The sequence below is a fragment of the Streptococcus sp. A34 genome (assembly GCF_043674115.1).
Lineage (GTDB): Bacteria > Bacillota > Bacilli > Lactobacillales > Streptococcaceae > Streptococcus > Streptococcus suis_V.
Window position 1 is genome coordinate 26,571 of record NZ_JBIMJM010000001.1, and the last position, 23,919, is coordinate 50,489.

Here is a 23,919-nt window from a genome sequence, read left to right on the forward strand (position 1 = left end):
TGGCTTTTTCTTGTTTTTTCTGTAAATGTACGAGATTTATTCAATTTTTTTAAAAAATGTGTATAAATATGTTGCAAAAAGTATAAATATACACTATAATAGTCACTAAGTTTTATTTGCTAATTTAAATAGAAATGAGAATGTTTATGACGAAAGAAAAATTAATCCTAGCCTATTCAGGTGGTTTAGATACTTCGGTTGCTATTGCATGGTTGAAGAAGGATTATGATGTTGTCGCTGTCTGCATGGACGTGGGTGAGGGTAAGGATTTGGAATTTATCCATGACAAGGCCTTGTCGATCGGTGCGGTTGAGTCCCATGTTATCGATGTTAAGGAAGAGTTTGCCTATGACTACGTGCTTCCTGCCCTCCAAGCTCAAGCCTACTATGAGCAAAAATACCCATTGGTATCCGCTCTCAGCCGTCCTTTGATTTCTAAAAAACTGGTTGAAATTGCCCACCAGACTGGCGCGACGACTATTGCCCACGGTTGTACCGGTAAGGGAAATGACCAGGTTCGTTTTGAGGTGGCAATCGCTGCCCTGGATCCAAACTTGAAGGTTGTGGCTCCGGTTCGTGAATGGCACTGGTCTCGTGAGGAAGAGATTATCTTTGCCAAGGAAAATGGTGTGCCGGTTCCAGCTAATTTGGACAGCCCTTACTCAATCGACCAAAACCTTTGGGGTCGTGCCAATGAGTGTGGTGTCTTGGAAAATCCATGGAACGAGGCGCCAGAAGATGCATTCGGTATCACGACTGCTCCAGAAAAGGCACCAGATACGCCTGAATATGTCGAAATCGAATTTAAGGCTGGTGTACCTGTTGCCGTCAATGGAGAAGAGCTGAGCCTGGCTAATTTGATTCAGAAACTCAATGTGATTGCGGGCGCCCATGGTGTTGGTCGTATCGACCACGTTGAGAATCGTTTGGTGGGTATCAAGTCGCGTGAAATCTACGAGTGCCCAGGTGCCATTACCCTCTTGACAGCTCATAAGGAAATTGAAGATTTGACCCTGGTTCGTGAAGTAGCTCATTTCAAACCAATCATTTCCAATGAATTGTCAAACTTGATTTATAACGGTTTGTGGTTCAATCCAGCGACAGATGCCTTGAAGGCTTATTTGAAACAAACCCAGTCAGTGGTAAACGGTACTGCCAAGGTTAAATTGTTCAAGGGTACAGCTCAAGTCGTTGCTAGAAAATCACCAAACTCACTCTATGATGAAAATCTTGCAACCTACACAAGTGCAGATACCTTTGACCAGGCAGCAGCAGTCGGCTTTATCAAGCTCTGGGGCTTGCCAACCAAGGTAAATGCGGAAGTACATCACCAAAACCAATAGGAGATTTTGATGGAAAAGAAATTATGGGGCGGTCGTTTTGAGGCCAGCTTGGAGGCCTGGGTAGAGGAATTTGGTGCCTCTATCCGCTTCGACCAGAAACTAGCCAAGTTTGATATTCAAGGATCCATTGCCCATGTGACCATGCTGGGTCAGACAGGTATCATTGAGCAGGCTGAAGCAGACACTATCAAGGCTGGTCTGGAAGAGCTTTTGGCTGAGTATGAGACTGGTCAGCTGGAATTCGACGTGACCAACGAAGACATCCACATGAACATGGAATCGCTCTTGACGGAAAAAATCGGTCCAGTGGCTGGCAAGCTCCACACGGCTCGTTCACGGAATGACCAGGTCGCGACAGACATGCACCTCTATCTCAAGGACAAGCTCCATGAGGTGATTGAGAAATTGGCCAATCTACGTCAGGTCTTGGTCCATTTGGCTGAGGAACATGTGGAGACCGTTATGCCGGGCTATACGCACTTGCAGCATGCCCAACCCATTTCTTTTGGTCACCATCTCATGGCCTACTATCAAATGTTCACCCGTGACAGCGAGCGCTTTACTTTCAATATCCAGCATGCGGACATGTCACCGCTGGGCGCAGCGGCCCTTGCAGGAACTACTTTTCCCATTGACCGTCAACTGACTTCTGATTTGATGGGCTTTGCCAAACCTTACAGCAATTCATTGGATGCGGTGTCTGACCGTGATTTCATCTTGGAATTTTTGTCCAATAGCTCTATTCTCATGATGCATGCTTCTCGTTTATGCGAGGAAATCATCAACTGGTGTTCCCACGAGTACCAATTTGTCACCCTATCAGACACCTTCTCAACAGGTTCCTCTATCATGCCGCAGAAGAAAAATCCTGATATGGCAGAGTTGATCAGAGGAAAATCGGGTCGGGTAGTGGGCAATTTGGTTGGTTTACTGACCGTCATGAAGGCTCTGCCATTGGCCTACAACAAAGACCTACAGGAAGATAAAGAGGGCATGTTTGACACGGCGGAGACCATTACAGTTGCCATTGACATTCTGGCCGGTATGCTGGAATCCATGACCGTTCACAAGGATAGAATGGCTGTTTCAACTGAGAAAGACTTCTCCAATGCGACTGAGCTGGCAGACTACTTGGCCAGCAAGGGAATGCCTTTCCGCCAGGCCCATGAAGTGGTCGGCAAGCTAGTCTTGGAATGCACCAAGGCTGGTCACTACTTGCAGGATATTCCGCTGGAACGTTACCAAGAAGTGACGGACTTGATTGAGGAGGACATCTACCAGGCCCTGCAATCTCGTACAGCGGTGGAACGCAGAACCTCACTGGGTGGGACAGGATTTGAGTCAGTTCAACACCAAATTCAGCAAGCGACAGCAGAATTAAACCCAGATAAATAATGAAAAATGCCTCTAAACGTGATGTTTATTGGCTTTTTTGAATTTTATGGTATAATAGAGGTAATTTTGAAAGATGGAGTGACAGTTTGAGAAAAAGCTACCGTGTCAAGCGCGAACGAGATTTCAATGATATTTTTTCCAAGGGACACAATGTTGCCAATCGACGCTTTGTGGTCTACCGTTTAGCCAATCAAAAAGAGCATTTTCGTGTAGGTTTATCTGTCAGCAAGAAGTTAGGAAATGCCGTCACACGCAATAAAATCAAGCGTCGCCTGCGGCATGTTCTGCTTGAATTGAAAGAGGATATACAGGCAGAGGATTTTGTTATCATTGCCCGTAAGGGTGTGGAGGAATTGACCTACCAAGAAATCAAGAAGAATCTGCTCCATGTTTTGAAACTTGCGAAACTCTACCAGGAAGGTGTTGAGATTGAAAAAGAAAATTAAATGGGCGGGCCTCTTGACCCTGTCCCTTGTCGTGTTAGCGGCCTGTGGAAATCAAGCCAGCAACCAATCTTCGGGTGCCTGGGATTCACTCATTGAGTGGTTTGCCAGCATCATCCAATTCTTGTCTATCAATGGTCATATCGGTATTGGGATTATCCTTTTCACTATCTTGATTCGGACCTTATTGTTGCCACTCTTTCAGATTCAGGCAAAATCCTCTCGCAAGATGCAGGAAATTCAGCCGCAGCTGAGAGAGTTGCAGGAACGCTATCCAGGCAAGGATATGGAAAGCCGCCAATTATTGGCTGAAGCGACCCAGCGTCTTTACAAAGAAAACGGCGTCAGCATGGGGTCATCCTTTATACCGCTTTTGATCCAGATGCCCATTCTTTTGGCTCTTTTCCAAGCCCTGACTAAGGTGGATGCTCTCAAGGTTGGCCAGTTTCTCTGGATGAACTTGGGTCAGCCGGACCCGTACTTTATTTTGCCGATTCTGGCTGCGGTCTTCACCTTCCTTAGTACCTGGTTGACCAATAAGGCTGCGCCAGAGAAAAATGGTGCTCTGACCGTGATGATGTACGTCATGCCGTTTCTCATTTTCTTCTTTGCGGTGACGTCAGCTAGCGGGGTTGCCCTTTATTGGACCGTGTCCAACGCCTACCAAGTCGTTCAAACCTTGATTTTCAATAATCCTTTTAAAATCATAGCAGAGCGTCAAGCTAAGATTGATGCAGAGAAAGCGCGCCAGGCTAAAATCAGGAAAGCTCAGAAAAAAGCCCAGAAAAAGAAATAGGATAGTAGGAGAGAAAAGATGAAATTTACAGGTGCAAATGTTGAAGAAGCCATCCAAAATGGTTTGGCAGAATTAAATATCCCTCGTAAGAAGGCACATATTACTGTCGTTGCTCGTGAGAAAAAAGGTTTCCTTGGTTTTGGTAAGAAACCAGCGGTCGTCGATATTGATGTTATCAATGAAACAACGGTTGTCAAGGCTAACCAGAAGGCTGTTCGTGGCGTTCCAGATGAAATCAACGAGCAAAACGAGCCAGTGAAAAGCGTATCAGAAGCGACGATTGACCTTGGTAAGGTTGTTGCCGCTGTTAAGGAATACGAAAAGTCTGGTGAGGTCTTAGAGGATGATATCAAGGCTCAGATTCTGAAAAATGAAAAAGAAGCGACTACGATTTTAGAAGAAACAGGTCGTATCGAAATTTTGCCAGAAGAACTCCTGCAACCGGCCACTGCAGAAGAGACAATTGAAGAAGTTGTTGAAACTCCTGAGGCTACTGAGGAGACAGAGCCTGTTTCAAAATCGGAAGAGTTTTCCGACTTAGACATTAAAATCGAGTACCAGCATGACATTGAGCAGGTGGTGGCAGAAGTATCAGCTTACGTGCAGGAAATCTTGGATGACATGGACGTTGAGGCACGGATCGAGACCAGCCATAACCGCCGTACCATCAACATTCAGGTTGATACAAATGAGCCTGGTCGCGTAATCGGCTACCACGGCAAGGTCTTGAAGGCGTTGCAATTGTTGGCGCAGAACTTCCTCTACAACCGCTATGAGCGCAATTTCTACATCAATATCAATGTTAATGACTATGTGGAACATCGTGCAGAAGTCTTGCAAGGCTACGCTCAAAAATTGGCGGAGCGGGTCCTGGCAGAACAAGAGGCCTATCACACAGATCCGATGTCTAGCAGTGAGCGCAAGATTATCCACCGGATTATTTCCAAAATGGACGGCTTGACCAGCTATTCTGAAGGTAGCGAGCCTAACCGCTATGTGGTCGTGGACATTGAAGGACACAACGATTAAAAGAGGTTTAGCCTCTTTTTTTCACACTCCTTACTGAAAATAGGTCAAAATGCCTTGACAAACAGTCAGAATTCTTATAAAATAGTTTGGTATGTTTAGTAACTGATCAAAACTAGCCGGCTAAACGAATACAAGAATCTAAGAGGAGGTATTCATCGTGAAACGTACTTTTCAACCAAGTAAAATCCGTCGTGCTCGTAAACACGGATTCCGTAACCGTATGTCAACCAAAAACGGCCGTCGTGTCTTAGCAGCTCGTCGTCGTAAAGGACGTAAAGTGCTTGCAGTGGCATAAGAAGTCGAATGTAAAACCAGCAGAAACTCGAGTCTGCTGGTTTTTTCTTTTTTAATAATAAACAGATAGGTGAGATGGAAGGACCGAGATACGAATAGGAAGACGATCTCCCTCGTCTCCATCAATGTTGATTTGTAGGTCCCCATCGAGAAGTTTGATTTCCCCTTCCTTGAAGGTTGCATAACCCAGGCTATTACTTTCTTCTGTGACGCCGCCCATCAGCTGAGGAATGGCAGATACCGTATTTAAGAAGTGGCTATCTTTCAGATAGAGCAGGTGTAAAAGGCCGTCATCTACCTTGGCATCTGGAAGAAGGGTTTCAAACCCACCAATGGAATTAGTCAGTCCAATCAGGATGGTTGTCGAGGCAATTTCCTTAGTCTCACCGTCTAATTGAATCTGAAACTCATAGCGTTGGTTGTTTATCAATTCCTTGAAGCCATTGATGAAATAGGCCATCTTCCCATAGCGGGTTTTCTCATCTGGATCAACATTATTGATAGCTTGTGGAATAGCGCCGATTGCCACGACATTCATAAAGTAGCTATCGTTGACCTGGCCAATATCAAGAGGGCGCTTACGGTTTGGATCAAATTGTTTAATAGCTTGCGCTGGATCAAGGGGAATTCCCAAGGCTCGCGCTAAGTCGTTGACCGTACCTAGTGGGAAAAATCCAAAATTCGGTCGATATTCTTCCTTAGCCAGACCATTGATGCCCTCGTTAACTGTCCCATCTCCGCCCATGACAAAGACACTGTCAAAACCTTCTTGCGCAGCCTCCTTGACGAATTGGCAAGCATCTCCGCCTTTTTGAGTTTCTTTTATAAGGACTTGGTTAAAATATTCCTCCAATTTGGCCTGGGCCAAGTCTCTAAACTCCAGGGCACGTTCCCCACCAGAACTAGGATTCACTACTAATAAAGCTTTTTTCATGCGAGTCTCCTTTCAAAATACAACTTACCTCTATATTATAAGGTATTTAGGCTGTGATTGCAAAAGGAAGCTCCTTGTCACGTGAATTCAATATATCAAAAAACAATTAAAAGTGATATACTAGGATATTATAAGGAGGAATCGATATGGTAACAAAAGAAGAAGCAGTCCAATTGTTACAGGACATGATACAGATTAATACAGAAAATGACAATGAAGAAGAACTGGCTCGCTATATTCAAGAGTTTTTATCTGCTCATGGCATCGAGAGCGAGTTAGTGGAATTTGCGCCAAGACGTGCCAGTTTAGTAGCGGAAATTTCAAATGGGCCTGGGAAAAAATTGGGTCTAACTGGTCATTTGGATGTTGTCAGTGCTGGAAATGCCGAGGATTGGACCCATTCTCCTTTTTCAGGTTTCGTTGATGAAAACAAGATTCTTTGGGGACGGGGAGCTTCAGATATGAAGTCGGGTCTTGCAGCTCTTGTTCTGGCTATGGTTGCCCTCCATGAATCACAAGACTATTCAGGGACCATTCGATTGTTGGCGACTGTTGGTGAAGAAGTTGGAGAATATGGTTCCAAGCAGCTAACGAAGCTGGGCTATGTGGATGATTTAGATGGTATGCTAATTGGAGAACCTTGTAATATTGGGATTATTTATGCTCATAAAGGCTCGTTGAACTACAAGGTCACTTCCAAGGGTACGGCAGCCCATTCTTCCATGCCAGAACTCGGGAACAATGCCATTGAGCACCTCAATCATGCTATGCTGAAGATATCAGAAGCTATTGCACAAGAAGCAACAAAGCATACTGATCCAGAGTTGGGTCAAACCTTTCATAATATTACGGTGGTAACAGGGGGGCAACAGGTGAATTCTATTCCCGATTGGGCAAGTTTTGAAGCTAATGCCAGGACAATCCCTGCTTTTGATAACCAAGACGTAATTCGAACAGTCAAGGAAGTGATTGAAGAGCTGAATGAGCAAGAAGGATTTGATTTAAGTATAGAGGTGACTGCTGATCAAAAACCAGTTGTTAGTGATAAGAATTCTCCACTCATTCAGTCTATTTTGAAAGTACAGCAGCAGTTTCCTAGTTTACAGGTTCCTGCCCAGTTGAAGCAGATGGAAGAGGTTTTAGGAGGTGACCTGTCAGGACAAAACGATCTGCCAACCACCTTAGTCCCTCTAGCGGTGTCGGGAACAACCGATGCAGCCCAATTTACTCTGTCGGAGAAAACGTTTGACGTGGCCGTCTATGGCCCAGGCATTCCCATGCTCAATCACAAGATTGATGAACGTTTACCGGTGGAGCAGTACTGGGATTTTATTGCGATTTATCAAGCCATTCTATCTGACTATCTTTCATAATTGGAATGTTTGCCGGATACTGATGAAAGATAAAACTGTTATCGGGGTCATCTGTTCATACTCTATTCAAAAATATAATATACTAGAGACAGAAAAGGTCTCACAGGATTTAAGGACGGCCAGCTTGAAGAATGACCATAAAAGAAAGCATCGGACAGGGTTCGGTGCTTTTTCTCAGCCAAAGACAGAGGTGGCTTATGGTATAATAGTAGAAAAGAAAGAGAAGTATGATGATAGAAATTTTTGATACCCACACCCACCTCAACGTCGAGCAGTTTGACGGTCGGGTCCAAGAAGAATTAGACTTTGCTAAGGAAATGGGGGTCACCCTCCACAACGTTGTCGGTTTTGACCGAGCAACCATTGACAAGGCTATGGAACTAGCAGATCAGCATCCCGAAATCTATCTGACATTGGGCTGGCATCCGACAGAGGCTGGGACCTATGATGAAGAAGTTGAACGTTATTTACTCAGGGCTCTTAAACATCCCAAGGTCATTGCCCTGGGGGAGATTGGGCTGGACTACTACTGGATGACGGCGGATAAGGAAACCCAGGCTCGTGTTTTCAAGCGACAGATGGAGCTGGCCAAGCAGTTGGACTTACCCTTTGTGGTTCATACTCGCGACGCTCTGGAAGATACTTACCAGATCATCAGGGAAGTCGGTGTCGGTCCACGCGGAGGCATCATGCATTCCTTCTCTGGCACTCTGGAGGAGGCTCAAGCTTTCATGGACCTGGGTATGCACATCTCATTCTCGGGAGTGGTGACCTTCAAGAAAGCTGTCGAACTTCAGGAAGCGGCGCAAGCATTGCCCCTAGAAAAAATCCTGGTCGAGACGGATGCGCCCTACCTGGCCCCAGTTCCCAAGCGTGGTCGGGAAAATCGCACCGGCTACACTAGATATGTGGTGGATATGCTGGCCCAGCTTCGCAACCAATCGGTCGAAGAGGTGGCGAGAGCGACCTACGAGAATGCAAGGAGCTTGTTCAGAATTGACACAGAAAATTAAGATACAAGAAGTCCTCGTTGTCGAGGGAAAGGACGATACGGCAAACTTGAAGCGGTTTTATGAGGTGGATACCTACGAAACCAGAGGCTCTGCCATATCAGACGATGACTTGGAACGCATCGAGAAACTCCATGACCTGCGGGGAGTCATTGTCTTTACCGACCCAGACTACAATGGGGAGCGGATTCGAAAGATCATTATGCAGGCCATTCCCACGGTCAAACACGCCTTCTTACAGCGGGACGAGGCTACACCTAAATCTAAGACAAAAGGGCGGTCCTTGGGCATTGAGCACGCCAGCTTTGAGGACTTGGAAAAGGCCCTCGCAGGCGTTCGTGGCTACTATGATGATGAACATAACTTTGACATCACCAAGTCAGATCTAATGCGCCTAGGGCTCCTTATGGGCGGAGACAGTCGCAAGCGGAGGGAGTATCTGGGAGAAAAGCTCCGCATCGGCTACTGCAATGGTAAGCAACTCCTCAAACGCTTGGAACTGTTTGGGATAAGCTTGGCGGAAGTTGAGGAGTGTATGGTGAGCTATCATGGATAGAGTTTACGCTGTTAAGTGCTTGGTAAAAAACGAGTTTGAGCCAACTTATGAGAATTACTCATCTTATGAAGAAGTGACCTACTTGCTGCCGGCTAATGTCCTTGTTTGGGAGGATGAGCAGGTTGATAAGAACAAACTAGCTGACTATTTGCGTGGTTCAGTTGAAGATGGCTATGTCAATGCGGAAGGTATTTGGAAGCAGAGCCGTTTGTTTCATATTGCCGGTGTGCTAGAAATGGACGACAGGGTAGAGTTTGATGGACCAGCCGTGGAAGTCTATCGCTGGTTTTACAATTTTGAACGTCCTGTTACTGAGGAAGAATTTTTGAATCTCTATTATTTTGATGATTTGGGGAGATAGGGAATGTCTAGACGAGAGCAAATCATCCTAACCAATATGTGTATGATTACAGACGGTCAGCAGGTATTGGTCCAGAATAGGAAGTCAGAGAAGTGGCCGGGAGTCACGTTTCCGGGTGGCCATGTCGAACGTGGCGAGAGTATTATTTCCTCCGTCATTCGTGAGGTCAAAGAAGAAACGGGCTTGACTGTATTCAACCTCGAACTCTGTGGCATTCAAAACTGGACGGACCCTACTGACCACTATCGCTATCTGGTATTTTGCTACAAAACCAGCCATTTTTCAGGCTCTATCCAAACTTCAGATGAGGGGGAGGTCTTCTGGATTGACCGTGCAGAATTGAAGAATCTCCAACTTGCTGACGGTTTTGAATCCATGTTGGAAATCTTTGAACATCCACAACTGACGGAGAATTTTTACTGGTTTGAAGATGGCGCGTGGAAGGTGGAGAATCGCTAAAGAGTTGTACAATAAGTTTGACAACTCTTTTTTTCTATGCTATAGTAAGCCTAGAAATGATGAGAGGTATTGCTTATGGAAGCTATTGTATATTCCCATTTTCGAAACCACTTAAAGGACTATATGAAAAAGGTCAATGACGAGTTTGAGCCTTTGGTCGTGGTTAATAAAAATCCAGAGGAAGATATTGTTGTACTCTCAAAGAGCGAGTGGGATAGCTTACAAGAAACCCTCGCTGTTGCTCGGAATGCCTACCTATCTCAGAAAGTCTTGCGTGGTATGGCTCAAGTCAAAGCGGGGCAAACCCAAGAACGCAATCTGATAGAGGCGGACTAATATGGGAATCCATTTTACAGACGACGCCTGGGAAGACTATCTTTATTGGCAAGGTCAGGATAAGAAAACACTGAAGAGAATCAATAAGATTATCAAGGATATGCAGCGACATCCTTTTGAAGGCATTGCCAAGCCAGAACCTTTGAAGTATGACTATCAAGGTGCCTGGTCAAGAAGGATTGATGCGGAGAATCGCTTGATTTATATGCTAGAAGCAGACCAATTGTATATCTTGTCTCTAAAGGACCATTATAGGTGAGGGTTGAGGAAAAAAGATAAAAGATGTAGATAATCAGACTGACTAAAATTGATTTTGTTACCTCGCTGTCTATCTGAAGCTTGTCTAGAAATAAAAAACAAGAAAGAACACACATGAGAATCGCAGACAAAAACGTTACCCGCGCCGTCCTGGAACGCCACGGGTTTACCTTTAAGAAATCCTTCGGTCAGAACTTTTTGACCGATACCAATATTTTACAGAAGATTGTAGATACGGCTGAGATTGACCAGAATGTCAATGTCATCGAAATCGGGCCTGGAATCGGGGCCTTGACCGAGTTTTTGGCGGAGAGTGCCGCCGAAGTCATGGCCTTTGAAATTGACGACCGCCTGATTCCGATTTTGGCGGATACCTTGGGTCGCTTTGACAATGTGACTGTGGTCAACCAAGATATCCTAAAGACCGACCTGCAGACCCAGATTCAGAATTTCAAGAATCCTGACCTACCCATCAAGGTTGTGGCCAACCTGCCCTACTACATCACTACCCCCATCCTCATGCACCTGATTGAGAGCAAGATTCCCTTCAGCGAGTTCGTGGTCATGATGCAGCGGGAGGTGGCCGACCGCATCTCTGCCGAGCCAAACACCAAGGCCTACGGTAGCCTGTCCATTGCGGTCCAGTACTACATGACTGCCAAGGTGGCCTTCATCGTGCCTCGCACTGTCTTTGTGCCCGCTCCAAACGTGGATTCCGCCATTCTCAAAATGGTCCGTCGTGACCAACCCCTGGTGAGTGTCAAAGATGAAGATTTCTTCTTCCGTGTGTCCAAGGCCAGCTTTGTTCACCGCCGCAAGACCCTGTGGAACAACCTGACCAACCATTTCGGCAAGTCCGAAGAGGTCAAGGATAAGCTGACGCAGGCACTTGGCATGGCAGAGCTGGAAGCCAGTGTCCGTGGAGAAGCCCTTTCCATGGCAGACTTCGCGCGTCTATCTGACAGCCTCCGGGAAGTCGGTTTATAAGCAAGTATTGATTGCGGAGAAATCTGCAATCAATATTTATTTTAATGGAAAATTGTTTCCCTATTTGCCTTGTTCGTTGACAGTGGGTGGAAAGCTTGCTATACTGAAAAGTGACTAACTTTTGAAAAATATTGTCTGCAAATTGGCAGAATATTTACAAAAACAAGAGAGGATTTCCCTCTTTTTTTATGAAGGTATCGATATGTTAAAAACTATGCTAAAAAAGCATCCCCATTTAGTAGCCCTGGGCCTATTTGTGGGCTTTTCTTTATTATTATTGGTTCCCCACTTGCTCACTAAGGGCATGGTGACAGGTGCGGACTTGATTTTCCACTACAATCGTTTCTATGATGCGGCTATGCAGATGAAGGAGGGGAATTTCTCCTATATCATCAGTTTGTATGGCTACCAGCAGTCAGGACGGATTGTCAATGCTCTCTATGGACCTTATTTTGCCTATTTACAGGGGGCGCTAGTTCTTTTAAGTGGGACCTGGTTCCGCTATCAGATTTTATCCAATCTTTTCTTGGGAACTCTGAGTGCAACCTCCCTCTATTTCCTCATGCGTGAGGTCAAGGTCAAATATACTCATTCCATTCTCTTATCTATGTTCTTTGTGACGACCTACTCCATTCAGTATTGGTGGGCAACCCAAGGATTTACCAGCTGGGGAGTGGCTCTCTTTCCGCTTTGTTTGATTCCTGCGGTTCGTTTCTTACAGACTAAAAAAGTACCGATATTCCTCATGGCAGGAGCTGTGGGTCTTATGTTACAGGTCCATATGCTATCGACCTTGTTCTTGGTTATTGCCTATGGCATTCTCTTTTTCATTGGTTGGTGGAAATCAGACCAAAAATGGAAGATTATTGGGCAAGTAGCCCTGTCGGTAGGGATTTTCCTGCTCCTGACCATCAATATCTGGTTGCCACTGGTTTATATCAACGCGACCAACACTTTGGTGCCACCATTTGTTAACAAGAAATTTGTTCAAAATACTGTCACATGGCTGAAAACAGCCTTTCTCTACTATCCATATCCATTGCCAATTTTCTTTGGAATTTATTTCTATTTCTTGGTGAAAAATTGGAAGAAACAATCGCTGGTTCTGGCTGGCCTTGCTCTTACCTACGCAGTATTTTTAATTTTGTCAACCAACCTCTTCCCTTGGCAATTAGTAGCTGGCAAGGGGATTGACTTAGTTGAGTTGATCCAATTTCCTTTCCGTTTCTTCCTCTATGCCAATGCCTTGTTATTAGGAGTGGTAGGGCTACAAGTATCTGGCTTGTCAGAAAAAATGCAGAAAATTTTCTCTGGTTTGACTGTTATTTCTTTGCTTGTTTCGGTCGGTTTCCTCTGGAATGAAAGTTTTAAGGAAATCAATGGACATTACTATAGCGAGACCTTCCTGCAAAAACGAATTCATACGACCTTGTATGGCACGACGGAAGAGTTACGAGCTTCTTTCCATTCTAAAGACTTGGGCGAATTTATCCACATTGCTCAGAAATCCACGCCGGACTATGTACCAGATTTATCAGAAAAGACTGGACATCTGACCAACGAAGAGTCGGATAATACCTATTTTACCTATCGTGACCAAGTGATTTTACCAAATCAAGATTTTGTCAAAGAAGTTGATGGTAATCAGCTGGTGGTGACTTGGACGGCGTCAGAAGCAGAAGAAACTGCGGTACCAGTTATTGTTTACCAAGACAGTCAGCTTATTTTGAATGATACCGCTTTAGATAGAGAAGATATGATTCTTTCCACAATCGGTGTACCAACAGTTACCAGCCAACCGGGGCAGAATACCCTAATTCTATCCTACAAACAACAATGGTGGTTACTGCCTGTTATCGCGATTAGCTTGACTGGATGGCTAGTCTGGTCGATGTACTACATCTTTATTTACCAAAAATCAAACCTTTCCTAAGAGAGAAATGTTATGAAACAAATTAATCCAAAGGCAAGCAAGCAATTTATTCTGGTTATGATTATGACCGTTTTGCTGGCGATGGGTCGGGCTCTATTACTAAGTGGAGTATCTTTCCCGCTCTGGTTTATCCCCCTGCCCTTGCTTGCCTATCTTATTTTTACTTTTTATATCTTGGTCCTGCTGGATAAGTACGAACAGTTTATCAAGACCAAAACCTTTGCCAAGTATGTCGGCTATTTTCTAGGCTTTCTGTATCTTGTCAATCTAGTCTATCGGCTCAATGCCAAGAAATATCAACCCTGGAATATTTTCCGTAATAATCTCTTTCAATTTGAGTTTCTATTGATGTTGGCTCTTCCAGTATTGTTGGCATTTTTATGGCGGAAGAAGACGGGAATTCGAGAAAAATTAAGCCAGTGGTCAGCCAATCACTTGGTACCAGATGGCTATTTGCTCTTGACCAGTTTGCTTTCTCTCAGCCCTCTAGCTATCTCTTATTGGAAAGATAGCCATTATGAGAGTTTGGTTGAGAAAGGTTCTTACATAGAGTTTTTCAGCCAGACACCGCTGTTTGCGCCTATTCATTTTATAGGGACCTATATATTTCTCTGCTATCTTCATAAGGCATTTGTAGAGTTTAAGGCCAATCGGACCAATGTCCACAGCATGGTCTTTATCAGTCTGGTGCTGGCAAGCCTGTCCCATATCGGCTATCAGGTCTCTATGGCTGGGGCGACGGGGTCTTATTTTACCCGCCATCTCTTCCCTGGTGCCATTATTTTTCAGATAGGCTGTCTCTTTTTGCTCAACGTCATCATCAGCCTAATGCTCAATCGCCAGGTCCTGTCGGCGGCTGTTATTGCCAGTCTCAATGTGACCTTGATTACAGCCAATTTCCTCAAATTCCGCTACCGGTCAGAGCCTCTGACTCCAAATGATTTCAAGTGGATTGGAAATATGGGGATGATTCTCAGCTTCATCAGTTTGCGCATTGTCCTTGTATCAGTCGTCTTTCTAATCATCGCCGCTTATTTCTATCGTCGTATTCACAGGCGCTATTTCCTGGGGTCAATTGTAAAGACCTTCTGGAAGCGCTTGGTGACGGTTGCCATGATTGTTTTCTTGATTGTGGGAATGGGCTTTGCTATCCGCAAGGAAAAAGACCACAAGATTGCCAGTTGGATACCGATTTTGTCCCAGGTCAATAATTGGCGGAACGTGGATTGGAAGGGCTATGCTTTCGTGGCTCGTTATCGCACGCTATCCTTCCTCTGGCTGCAACAGTTGAGTAAGACCAGTATGGAAGAACCGCAGGGATATTCGGAGAAAACCATTAAGGCTATCGTCAAGAAATATGAAAAGCTGGCAGAGGAAATCAACGCTGAACGTGCCAATCAGCTGACCGACCAGACCGTTATTTACATTCTCAGCGAGAGTCTAGCGGACCCGAGACGGATTCCGGGTGTGACCTTGAGCCAGAATGTCCTGCCAAATATTGAACAGATTATGAGCCAGACGACCAGCGGTCTCATGAAGAGTGACCATTATGGTGGGGGTACGGCTAATATTGAGTTTCAGGTTTACAGTGGCTTGCCTTTTTACAATTACAATTCGTCCATTTCGTCTGTCTATCTGGATGTGGCACCTCGGATGAAGAAGTTGCCAAGTATCAGTGATTTGTATGCGGACACGGCGCGTGTGGCCATCCATCCTTATTTTGATACCAGTTACAACCGCAATGCCATCTACAAGCAGCTGGGGATTGAGCAATTTTACACCTTGAACTCTACGACCCATCCTATTGCGGTGACGGCTGAGGATTATCAGGGGAATTTTGTCAGCGACAAGAAGACCTATGATTTGATACTGGAGCAGGTGCGGTCAGGTAATCCTCGATTTGTCTCGGCTATAACCATGCAAAACCATGTCCAGTGGCACTCAGAGGAGCCAGTTGCCATTACAGGTACAGGGGTCAATTTCACGGCTGAGGAAAATGCCAATTTGACCAGCTATGCAAGACTTTTGTCCTTTACGGACCAGTCGACCCGCGATTTCTTGGACCAGCTCAAGCAGTTGGATCAAAAGGTAACGGTTGTCTTCTATGGCGACCACCTGCCGGGGCTCTATCCTGAGTCAGCTTTTGTGACAGACCCTAGCCTCCAATACAAGACGGATTACTTCATTTGGAGCAATTTTGAGACGGAGGACCGTCATTACGAGTTGGTCAATTCCAGCGATATGAATGCCCTCATGCTAGAGACCACCAATGCCAAGGTCAGCCCTTACTATGCCCTCTTGACGGAAGTCCTCCACAAGGACCGAGTGGGTTTGACCGAGCGCGATGCCAAGGTAGCAGAAGAACTCAAGATGGTCCAGTACGACCTATCGACAGGCAAGGGCTACCTGCTCAAACAAAAGAATTTCTTTAAGGTTACGGAATAACACTAAAACCCAAGCCAGTTGTCTGACTCGGGTTTTGAGTTTTTATCATGATATGCGGAGGAAGGGATTTGAACCCTCACACCCGATGGGCACATGCGCCTGAAGCATGCGTGTCTGCCGTTCCACCACCTCCGCTTATAGATACTATTATACTACGTTTTTCTTCATTTGGCTAGAGGCAAATGCAACTTTACATCTTTCTCTATTTGGCTTATACTGGGAGTGGGCCAGAACTCAGAAAGTTGAAAGAGTTCGTTTGCCCCCCACAGCTTCAAAGGTTCCTCGAGCCTTTTGAACAATCAACCCCTGCGCTAATGTGTTTCTCCTAATCAAATAGTTTGGTGTAGGGAGTTTATACCAATCTAGATTTGAATTTTTCTTGGAGAAATGAGGGGGTTTATGTTATTGTCTTTGGCCTTAATTTGTATAGCAGCGGTTACTGTTTCTTGGCTATGCCAAAAGGGTGGTCTGTCTAAAATCATTGGTTTCCTGCTTGTTGGTATGCTGCTGGGACCCTATGTTGGGAATTGGATTGATAGGAGTTTATTGGATAATTCAGCAGATATTCGTAAGATTGCCCTGATTATTATTTTGATAAAGGCAGGTTTGACCATAAAATTATCGGATTTCAAGTCCATTGGTCGGTCAGCCGTGCTTATGTCCTTCCTGCCAGCCTGTGCAGAGTTGGTCGGCTATACCCTGTTGGCGCCTCTTTTCTTTGACCTGTCCTATGGGGAGGCCGCTCTGATGGGCAGTGTCATGGCAGCAGTATCTCCTGCGGTTGTTGTTCCGCGCATGGTGGACTTGATTGAAAATAAAGTTGGCCATCAGAAGAAAATTCCCCAATTGATACTGGCGGGGGCCACCTTTGACGATGTGGTGATTGTCCTGTTTACGTCCTTCCTTAGCCTGGTTCAGAAGGGGGATTACCAAGTCCTATCCCTGGTCAATATACCACTGACTATTCTGACCAGTATGCTAGTGGGGGTCTTGGCAGGCTTAGCCTTTGCCAGTTTCTTGAAAACAATTCGCCAGTCTGACAGTCTTCCTCCTATCTACCAATACTTCTTACTCTTTAGCTTGTCCTTCTTGTTGGCGACGATTGAGGCCCGCTATGCCAATCAATTTCCATTCTCAGGCTTGTTGGCTATTCTGGTGGCGACCATGGTGGTCAATCGTCAGGCCTTGCCGGTTGAGGTTGCAGGGTTTGCTGGTTTCTTTAGCCGTTTGTGGGTCATTGGGGAAATTTTCCTCTTTGTCTTGGTCAGGGCCATCGTGGATATTTCCTACGTTGCAGTGGCTGGTTTGCCAGCGCTGGGCTTGATTGCTCTGACCCTGGTCATCCGCTCCCTGGCTGTCTGGCTTAGCGTCAGTGGCAATGGCTTTAGTAAGCGGGAAAAGCTGTTCTGTGTCATTGCCTATCTGCCCAAGGCAACTGTTCAGGGGGCTATCGGTGGTATTCCCCTGGCGGCCGGTCTGGCTACTGGGCAATTGATTTTATCTGTGGCTGTTTTGGGGATTCTAGTCACCGCACCTCTAGGGGCTATCCCGCTGGACCGATTTGGCAAAGAATTACTAGAAAAATAGCCGTAAGTAGAAAAACGCACTATGGATAAAAAGAGTCAGTTTTTAGATGAGGGAGTAGCAGTTAAACACCTGTTATTCCCTTTTTTCTAGGGAATTTTGGTATAATACTTATAAGAATACCCAAAGGAGTCTTGTTTGCAAGGAAGAATTATTAAGGCCTTGGCTGGTTTTTACTATGTCGAGGCGGATGGACAGATTTATCAGACCCGAGCGCGGGGAAATTTTCGCAAGAAAGGCCAGACGCCCTACGTTGGAGATTTTGTGGACTTTTCGGCTGAGGAGCAGTCGGAGGGCTACATTTTAAAAATCCATGAGCGCAAGAATAGCTTGGTGCGGCCACCCATTGTCAATATTGACCAAGCGGTCGTGATTATGTCGGCCAAGGAGCCGGATTTTAATGCCAATCTCTTAGACCGTTTTTTGGTGCTCTTGGAGCAAAAGGAGATGGAACCGATTGTTTACATTTCCAAGATGGATTTGCTGGAGGACCATGCGGAAATGGATGCCTTCAAGGCCATCTATGAAAAAATTGGCTATCCCTTCATTTTCAGCTTGGAGGAGCTGACGCCGCTCTTGACCGACAAGGTCACGGTCTTTATGGGTCAGACAGGTGTGGGCAAGTCGACCCTGCTCAATCGCCTTGCGCCAGATTTGGCCTTAGAAACGGGGGCGATTTCAGACAGCCTTGGTCGCGGTCGCCATACGACACGTGCGGTCAGTTTTTACAATGTATTCGGCGGGAAAATTGCGGATACACCGGGCTTTTCATCCTTGGACTACGAGGTCAAGGAGGCAGAGGCTCTGACGGATTGTTTCCCAGAAATTGCGGAGGCCAGTCAGGCTTGCAAGTTCAGAACTTGTACTCATACCCACGAGCCGGAATGTGCAGTCAAGGCAGCGGTAGAAAGCTTTGCCATTTCCCAAAGTCGCTTTGACAATTACCTGCAATTTTTGAGTGAAATCCAAAATCAGCGCGAAACCTATAGCAAAGTTAGTAAGAAATTCAAATAGAAAGTTGGTTCCTATGTCACATTACAAGATTGCGCCATCTATCTTGGCGGCAGATTATGCAAATTTTCAATCAGAACTGGAGCGCCTAGAGGCGGTTGGTGTTGAATATGTCCACATCGACGTCATGGACGGTCATTTTGTGCCCAATATCAGTTTCGGTGCTGACGTGGTGGCTGCCATGCGTCCCTATAGCAAACTGGTCTTTGACTGCCATTTGATGGTGTCCAATCCAGAAAATCATATCGAAACCTTTGCCCGTGCGGGTGCGGACATTTTAACCATTCACGCTGAGGCGACCCTACATCTGCATGGAACCTTGCAGAAAATCCATGCGGCGGGTATGAAGGTTGGCGTGGTTATCAATCCGGGTACGCCTTTGGTGACCATTGAGCCTGTGCTCAATTTGGTGGACCAAGTGCTCCTGATGACAGTCAATCCGGGCTTCGGCGGTCAGGCCTACATTCCAGAGGTGGCTGAAAAGATTGCAGCCTTGGTGGAAATGCGCAAGGCTAAGGGATTGGATTTTGACATCGAGGTCGACGGTGGTATTGATGATAAGACCATTCATTCTGCCAAGGACGCGGGCGCTAACGTCTTTGTGGCTGGCTCCTTCCTCTTCAAGGGTGACTTGGAGGCCAATGTTGCCAAGTTGAGAGCAGCTCTTCATGATTAGGGTCGCAGTCGTCGCTGGTGGACAGTTTGACAGCTTGCCTGCGCCTGTGGACCTCTATGTGGGCGTAGATGCAGGTTGTTTACGGCTTTTGGAAAATGACCTTCCTCTTGATATGGCAGTTGGCGATTTTGACTCGGTCAGCCCAGCGGATTTATCGCGGATTGAGGAAAGAGCAGAGCTGGTTATCAAGGCCCCAGCTGAGAAGGATGATACGGACTTGGAATTGGCGCTCAAGGAGATTTTCAAGCGGCATCAAACGGCACAGGTTCAGATTTACGCAGCCTTTGGCGGTCGAATGGACCATGTCATGACCAATTTGTTTCTGGCAGCAGAACCTAATTTGGCGCCATTTATGGAGCATATCGAGCTAGTGGACCAACAGAATGTCATTCGTTTTCGGCCGGCTGGACAGCACAGGATTTCACCGATTGCGGGTATGACCTATATTTCCTTCATGCCGTCCGACGGCAGTCGCTTGACCATCAAATATGCCAAGTATCCCTTGGACGACGAAAATTATTTTTACAAAAAATGCTACGCCTCTAACGAATTTATAGGTAGGGACATGGACATCAGTCTGGACGCAGGCTATGTGGTCCTGATTTACAGCAAGGATAAGGATTAGATGGAAATACTACAAATCATCTTGCTGCTTTTGGTGGTGGTCGGTTTGGTCTTTCTCTATGGAAAATGGCAGAGCTTGTCTCTGATGTTGCAAGACCAGGCCGAGGACACTGCTGACCAATTGTCGGACCAGTTGACCTATCAATTGGAATCAACCAGTCTCAAGCAGCAACAGGTTCTCAGCCGTGAAGTCAATGAACTCCGGCGCGAACTCTATCAACAATTAACAGACATTCGGCAGGATATTCACCACAGTCTCCTGCAAAATCGTGATGCCACTGACCAGCGCCTCCAAGCCATTCAGGAGTCCAACGAAAAACGCTTGGAAGAGATGCGCCAGACGGTGGAAGAAAAATTAGAAAAAACCCTGCAAACTCGCCTGCAAGCCTCATTTGAAACAGTGTCCAAGCAGTTGGAATCTGTCAATCGTGGATTGGGTGAGATGCAGACAGTGGCGCGTGATGTTGGCAGCCTCAATAAGGTTTTGTCCGGAACCAAGTCGCGAGGCATCATGGGTGAGCTCCAGCTGGGACAGATTATCGAGGATATTTTGACGCCCAGCCAGTACGAGAGGGAATTTGCGACGGTTAAGGGTTCCGGAGAGCGGGTCGAATATGCTGTCAAGTTGCCGGGGCAATCAGCAGAGGATTATGTCTACCTGCCCATTGACTCCAAGTTTCCCCTGGCGGATTATTACCGTTTGGAAGATGCTTATGAAACCGGTGACAGGGACCAAATTGACTTTCACCGCAAGCAACTGTTGGCGGCTATCAAGCGCTTTGCCAAGGATATTCAGAGCAAGTATCTGAACCCGCCTGAAACGACTAATTTTGGTGTGCTCTTTTTGCCAACCGAGGGGCTCTATGCGGAAGTGGTCCGCAATCCCATTTTCTTTGATGACCTGCGCCGGCAGGAAAACATTGTAGTGGCAGGTCCGACGACCCTATCTGCCTTGCTCAATTCCCTGTCCGTCGGCTTTAAGACCCTCAATATTCAGCGGTCGGCAGATGATATCAGCAAGGTCTTGGGCAATGTCAAGCTGGAATTTGGCAAGTTCAGCGATCTATTAATCAAGGCCCAGCGCCAGATTAGCCAAGCTAGCTCCAATATTGACAAGCTCCTGACGACACGGACGTCAGCCATTGAGCGGACCCTGCGCACCATTGAACTCTACGAAGACGACCAGACCAAGGGTCTGCTCGGCATTTCTCCATTAGAAGAGGATTTAGATGAAAATTAACCAAATGAAAGTAGATGAGTTCTTCGAAGGATTTTATCTGATCAAGTCAGCCGATGTTCGTCAGACTAGAGCTGGCAAGGATTATCTAGCCCTGACTTTCCAAGACGATACGGGCGAGATTGATGGCAAGGTTTGGGATGCCCAACCGGGAAAAATCAAGGATTTTGTGGCTGGAGTGGTCGTTCATGTTCAAGGACGCCGCGAGGTTTACAATAATACGCCTCAGGTCAATCAGTTGGTGATCCGTTTGCCGAAAGCTGGCGAGCCAAATGATCCAGCGGATTTCAAGGAAAAACCGCCTGTTGATGTCAAGGACACCAAGGACTACCTGAGTCAGATGATTTTCCAGATTGAAAATGCGACTTGGCAGCGCATCGTTCGGGCTCTCTACAGCAAGTACGAAAAGGAATTTTATTCCTATCCAGCGGCCAAGACCAATCACCATGCCTTTTACTCCGGTTTGTCTTTCCACACGGCGACCATGGTTCGTCTGGCGGACAAGATTGGCGATGTCTATCCGCAGCTCAACAAGAGCCTGCTCTTTGCCGGGATTATGTTGCACGACTTAGCCAAGGTCATTGAATTGACAGGTCCAGACAATACGGGCTATACTGTTCGGGGCAATCTGATTGGGCACATTTCCTTGATTGATGAAGAAATTACCAAGGTTCTGATGGAATTGGGCATCGATGATAGTCTGGAAGAAGTAACCGTTCTCCGCCATGTTATTCTCAGCCACCATGGTTTGCTGGAATATGGTAGCCCAGTTCGTCCGCAAATCATGGAGGCAGAAATTCTCCACATGATTGACAACATTGATGCGGAAATGATGATGATGCTGACGGCTCTGGAAAAGGTGGGACCGGGCGAGATGACCAGCCGTATCTTTGCCATGGACAATCGCGCCTTCTACAAACCGGATATTGACCAATGAAGATGAAAACCAAATTGATTGCGTGCCAGCCCATCACCAAGGGCTGGTCTGCTGACCAAAAGTTTCTGGCTGTGGATGAACATGGTCAGAAATTTTTATTACGGATTGCGCTTGTGGAAAAGTTGGCCGATAAGCAGGCTGAATTTGCCCTACTCAAAATCTTGTTTGAGAGGAATTTGCCAGTGCAAAAAACAGTCGAATTGACTTATGATGGTCAGTCAGTCTACCAGATTTTTGAGTGGATTGAGGGGGAGGATTTGAGACAAGCGGCTCCGAATTTGTCGGATGAAACTCTCTATGAGCTAGGTTGCCAAGCGGGGAAGCTATTAAAAGTCCTTCATCAAATCCCAATTGACCAGACTAGCTTGAATTGGGAGAGCTATTATCAGGCTAAAATTGACAAAAAGACTGCGGCTTACCAGACTGCTAGCCATGCTTATGAGCAGGGGCAGGCTATGTTGGAGTTCATCGAGCGCAGTCGTCACTTGGTAGGGGGTCGTCCGATTGCTTATCACCACGGGGATTTCCATGATGGGAATATGTTGGTGGGCCAGGATGGTCAGCTTTACCTGCTGGATTTTGATCGTTTTGACAAGGGCGATCCTTGGGAGGAGTTCAATCGACTGATATTTACAGTGGAAACTTCTCCAGCTTTGGCTCGAGGGATGCTGGATGCCTATTTTGAAGAGACTATTCCAGAAGAATTTTGGCAGCTGCTGGCCCTTTATCTGACGGTCAATAGCATTGGAGCCTTGGTCTGGGCGGAAGAGGTGAATCCAGACCAGATTTCTCTGATGAAAACGCAGGCTAAACAGCTTTTTGATTGGTATCAGGGCTATAAGGAGGTCATTCCCTCCTGGTATCTAGGTAAAAATAGATAAAAAACGAAAAAAGCGGACTTTCTTGATAGAAAAAGTTCGCTTTTTGTGTGTTGGTGTGGTATAATGAAAAAAAGTGAAAGAGGAAATCGTTATGAAATTAAGAAGAAGTGAACGGATGGTGGTTATTTCCAATTACCTGATTAACCACCCCTATGAATTAACCAGTTTGAATACCTTTGCGGAAAAGTACGAATCAGCCAAGTCTTCGATTTCAGAGGACATTGCCATTATCAAAAAAGCTTTTGAAGAGAGCTCTATCGGACATATCGAGACCATTACGGGTGCTAGTGGGGGTGTTGTCTTTACGCCGTCTATTTCTAAGGAAGAGTCCATCGAGATTGCCCAGACTCTTCGTGACCAGATGGCGGAAAGTAGCCGTATCCTGCCTGGTGGCTATATTTATTCGTCGGATTTGCTGTCGACGCCCCATGTATTAAAAAATGTTGGCCGCATTATTGCGGATGCCTTTAAGGCAGAGAAGATTGATGCTGTTATGACCGTGGCGACCAAGGGGGTTCCTTTGGCCAATGCCGTTGCCAACGTCCTCAATGTTCCCTTTGTTATCGTTCGTCGGGACTTGAAAATTACTGAAGGTTCGACCGTTTCAGTGAACTATGTGTCGGGTTCTAGCGACCGGATTGAGAAGATGTTCCTCTCTAAGCGCAGTCTCAAGGCCGGTAGCCGGGTGCTCATTGTCGATGACTTTTTGAAAAATGGTGGCACTATCAACGGTATGATTAGCCTCTTGACAGAGTTTGACTCGACCTTGGTCGGTGTAGCAGTTTTTGCGGAAAATCAAAAAGGCGACCGCAGTGTGGCTAACTACAAGTCTCTGCTAGCCGTGACCGATATCAATGTCAAAGAAAACCGAGTGGACGTTGAGTTGGGAAATATTTTTGATAGCAAGTAATAATCCGTCTCAAGACCGATGGAGAGATGGAAAATTTGGGGTATACTAATACCAATCCTAAATATTTTTCATAATCTCCTTAAAAAGCACTGGCCGTGATGGTCAGT

Annotated in this window: 25 protein-coding genes and 1 tRNA gene; 24 read left to right on the plus strand and 2 right to left on the minus strand. The window is 46.0% G+C overall.

What is annotated here, in order from left to right:
• Window positions 1-146: 146 nt before the first annotated feature.
• The 6 genes from ACHBGV_RS00150 (at window position 147) to rpmH (ending at window position 5,301) form a co-directional block, all read left to right on the plus strand.
• Window positions 147-1,343 (plus strand): argininosuccinate synthase, encoded by a 1,197-nt coding sequence (locus tag ACHBGV_RS00150; protein ID WP_125265882.1) that lies wholly within the window; start codon window positions 147-149, stop codon window positions 1,341-1,343.
• A 6-nt stretch (window positions 1,344-1,349) separates the two neighbouring features.
• Entirely contained in the window at window positions 1,350-2,738 is a 1,389-nt protein-coding gene (gene argH / locus ACHBGV_RS00155; RefSeq protein WP_394735376.1) for an argininosuccinate lyase, read from the plus strand.
• A gap of 86 nt (window positions 2,739-2,824) precedes the next feature.
• On the plus strand, window positions 2,825-3,184 hold the full coding sequence (gene rnpA / locus ACHBGV_RS00160) for a ribonuclease P protein component (protein ID WP_105122258.1): 360 nt from the start codon (window positions 2,825-2,827) through the stop codon (window positions 3,182-3,184).
• Window positions 3,168-3,977 carry a YidC/Oxa1 family membrane protein insertase gene (locus ACHBGV_RS00165; protein WP_105111056.1) on the plus strand — a complete coding sequence of 270 codons (810 nt, stop codon included), beginning with the start codon at window positions 3,168-3,170 and terminating at the stop codon, window positions 3,975-3,977. The genes rnpA and ACHBGV_RS00165 overlap by 17 nt, the downstream gene beginning before the upstream one ends.
• A gap of 18 nt (window positions 3,978-3,995) precedes the next feature.
• Window positions 3,996-5,006, plus strand: coding sequence for an RNA-binding cell elongation regulator Jag/EloR (gene jag, locus ACHBGV_RS00170; protein ID WP_105111055.1), 1,011 nt, complete (start codon window positions 3,996-3,998; stop codon window positions 5,004-5,006).
• A gap of 157 nt (window positions 5,007-5,163) precedes the next feature.
• Entirely contained in the window at window positions 5,164-5,301 is a 138-nt protein-coding gene (gene rpmH / locus ACHBGV_RS00175; protein ID WP_018368178.1) for a 50S ribosomal protein L34, read from the plus strand.
• Between the two features lie 51 nt (window positions 5,302-5,352).
• On the opposite strand, the gene ACHBGV_RS00180 is transcribed toward rpmH, so the two are convergent.
• The gene (locus ACHBGV_RS00180; RefSeq protein ID WP_394735377.1) at window positions 5,353-6,234 is read right to left on the minus strand and encodes a diacylglycerol/lipid kinase family protein; all 882 of its coding nucleotides are present in this window, start codon (window positions 6,232-6,234) and stop codon (window positions 5,353-5,355) included.
• Window positions 6,235-6,380: 146 nt separating this feature from the next.
• Here ACHBGV_RS00180 and ACHBGV_RS00185 point away from each other — a divergent pair, with 146 nt between their 5' ends.
• The 10 genes from ACHBGV_RS00185 (at window position 6,381) to ACHBGV_RS00230 (ending at window position 15,952) form a co-directional block, all read left to right on the plus strand.
• Window positions 6,381-7,607: an ArgE/DapE family deacylase gene (locus ACHBGV_RS00185; protein WP_172079658.1), complete on the plus strand. Its 1,227-nt coding sequence runs from the start codon at window positions 6,381-6,383 to the stop codon at window positions 7,605-7,607.
• Between the two features lie 230 nt (window positions 7,608-7,837).
• A complete protein-coding gene (locus tag ACHBGV_RS00190) occupies window positions 7,838-8,620 on the plus strand; it encodes a TatD family hydrolase (protein WP_394735425.1) in 783 nt (260 codons plus the stop codon).
• Window positions 8,583-9,173, plus strand: a complete 591-nt coding sequence (gene rnmV / locus ACHBGV_RS00195) for a ribonuclease M5 (protein ID WP_161943339.1) — start codon at window positions 8,583-8,585, stop codon at window positions 9,171-9,173. Before ACHBGV_RS00190 ends, rnmV begins: the two co-directional genes overlap by 38 nt.
• Entirely contained in the window at window positions 9,166-9,534 is a 369-nt protein-coding gene (locus tag ACHBGV_RS00200) for a hypothetical protein (RefSeq protein WP_394735378.1), read from the plus strand. The genes rnmV and ACHBGV_RS00200 overlap by 8 nt, the downstream gene beginning before the upstream one ends.
• Before the next feature lie 3 nt (window positions 9,535-9,537).
• Entirely contained in the window at window positions 9,538-9,993 is a 456-nt protein-coding gene (locus tag ACHBGV_RS00205) for an 8-oxo-dGTP diphosphatase (protein WP_394735379.1), read from the plus strand.
• A gap of 75 nt (window positions 9,994-10,068) precedes the next feature.
• Window positions 10,069-10,329: a type II toxin-antitoxin system Phd/YefM family antitoxin gene (locus tag ACHBGV_RS00210; protein WP_029693774.1), complete on the plus strand. Its 261-nt coding sequence runs from the start codon at window positions 10,069-10,071 to the stop codon at window positions 10,327-10,329.
• A 1-nt stretch (window position 10,330) separates the two neighbouring features.
• Window positions 10,331-10,588 (plus strand): Txe/YoeB family addiction module toxin, encoded by a 258-nt coding sequence (locus ACHBGV_RS00215; RefSeq protein WP_172059171.1) that lies wholly within the window; start codon window positions 10,331-10,333, stop codon window positions 10,586-10,588.
• Between the two features lie 113 nt (window positions 10,589-10,701).
• On the plus strand, window positions 10,702-11,574 hold the full coding sequence (gene rsmA / locus ACHBGV_RS00220) for a 16S rRNA (adenine(1518)-N(6)/adenine(1519)-N(6))-dimethyltransferase RsmA (RefSeq protein WP_394735380.1): 873 nt from the start codon (window positions 10,702-10,704) through the stop codon (window positions 11,572-11,574).
• A 202-nt stretch (window positions 11,575-11,776) separates the two neighbouring features.
• Entirely contained in the window at window positions 11,777-13,507 is a 1,731-nt protein-coding gene (locus ACHBGV_RS00225) for a hypothetical protein (RefSeq protein ID WP_394735381.1), read from the plus strand.
• A gap of 12 nt (window positions 13,508-13,519) precedes the next feature.
• Window positions 13,520-15,952, plus strand: a complete 2,433-nt coding sequence (locus ACHBGV_RS00230; RefSeq protein ID WP_394735382.1) for an LTA synthase family protein — start codon at window positions 13,520-13,522, stop codon at window positions 15,950-15,952.
• 53 nt (window positions 15,953-16,005) lie between these two features.
• Here ACHBGV_RS00230 and ACHBGV_RS00235 read toward each other — a convergent pair.
• Window positions 16,006-16,087: transfer RNA gene (locus tag ACHBGV_RS00235), tRNA-Leu, on the minus strand.
• 264 nt (window positions 16,088-16,351) lie between these two features.
• Here ACHBGV_RS00235 and ACHBGV_RS00240 point away from each other — a divergent pair.
• The 8 genes from ACHBGV_RS00240 to purR all read left to right on the plus strand — a co-directional run bounded on the left by ACHBGV_RS00240 (window position 16,352) and on the right by purR (window position 23,812).
• Window positions 16,352-17,539 carry a cation:proton antiporter gene (locus tag ACHBGV_RS00240; RefSeq protein WP_394735383.1) on the plus strand — a complete coding sequence of 396 codons (1,188 nt, stop codon included), beginning with the start codon at window positions 16,352-16,354 and terminating at the stop codon, window positions 17,537-17,539.
• Between the two features lie 135 nt (window positions 17,540-17,674).
• A complete protein-coding gene (gene rsgA / locus ACHBGV_RS00245) occupies window positions 17,675-18,550 on the plus strand; it encodes a ribosome small subunit-dependent GTPase A (RefSeq protein ID WP_394735384.1) in 876 nt (291 codons plus the stop codon).
• Between the two features lie 13 nt (window positions 18,551-18,563).
• Window positions 18,564-19,223, plus strand: coding sequence for a ribulose-phosphate 3-epimerase (gene rpe / locus ACHBGV_RS00250; RefSeq protein WP_394735385.1), 660 nt, complete (start codon window positions 18,564-18,566; stop codon window positions 19,221-19,223).
• The gene (locus ACHBGV_RS00255; RefSeq protein ID WP_394735386.1) at window positions 19,216-19,848 is read left to right on the plus strand and encodes a thiamine diphosphokinase; all 633 of its coding nucleotides are present in this window, start codon (window positions 19,216-19,218) and stop codon (window positions 19,846-19,848) included. The genes rpe and ACHBGV_RS00255 overlap by 8 nt, the downstream gene beginning before the upstream one ends.
• Window positions 19,849-21,087 (plus strand): DNA recombination protein RmuC, encoded by a 1,239-nt coding sequence (locus ACHBGV_RS00260; RefSeq protein WP_394735387.1) that lies wholly within the window; start codon window positions 19,849-19,851, stop codon window positions 21,085-21,087. It begins immediately after the preceding gene.
• Entirely contained in the window at window positions 21,077-22,021 is a 945-nt protein-coding gene (locus ACHBGV_RS00265) for an HD domain-containing protein (RefSeq protein WP_172059174.1), read from the plus strand. The genes ACHBGV_RS00260 and ACHBGV_RS00265 overlap by 11 nt, the downstream gene beginning before the upstream one ends.
• Before the next feature lie 2 nt (window positions 22,022-22,023).
• Window positions 22,024-22,902, plus strand: a complete 879-nt coding sequence (locus ACHBGV_RS00270) for an aminoglycoside phosphotransferase family protein (RefSeq protein ID WP_125265948.1) — start codon at window positions 22,024-22,026, stop codon at window positions 22,900-22,902.
• 91 nt (window positions 22,903-22,993) lie between these two features.
• Window positions 22,994-23,812, plus strand: a complete 819-nt coding sequence (purR, locus tag ACHBGV_RS00275) for a pur operon repressor (RefSeq protein ID WP_172059175.1) — start codon at window positions 22,994-22,996, stop codon at window positions 23,810-23,812.
• The last annotated feature ends 107 nt before the right edge of the window (window positions 23,813-23,919 follow it).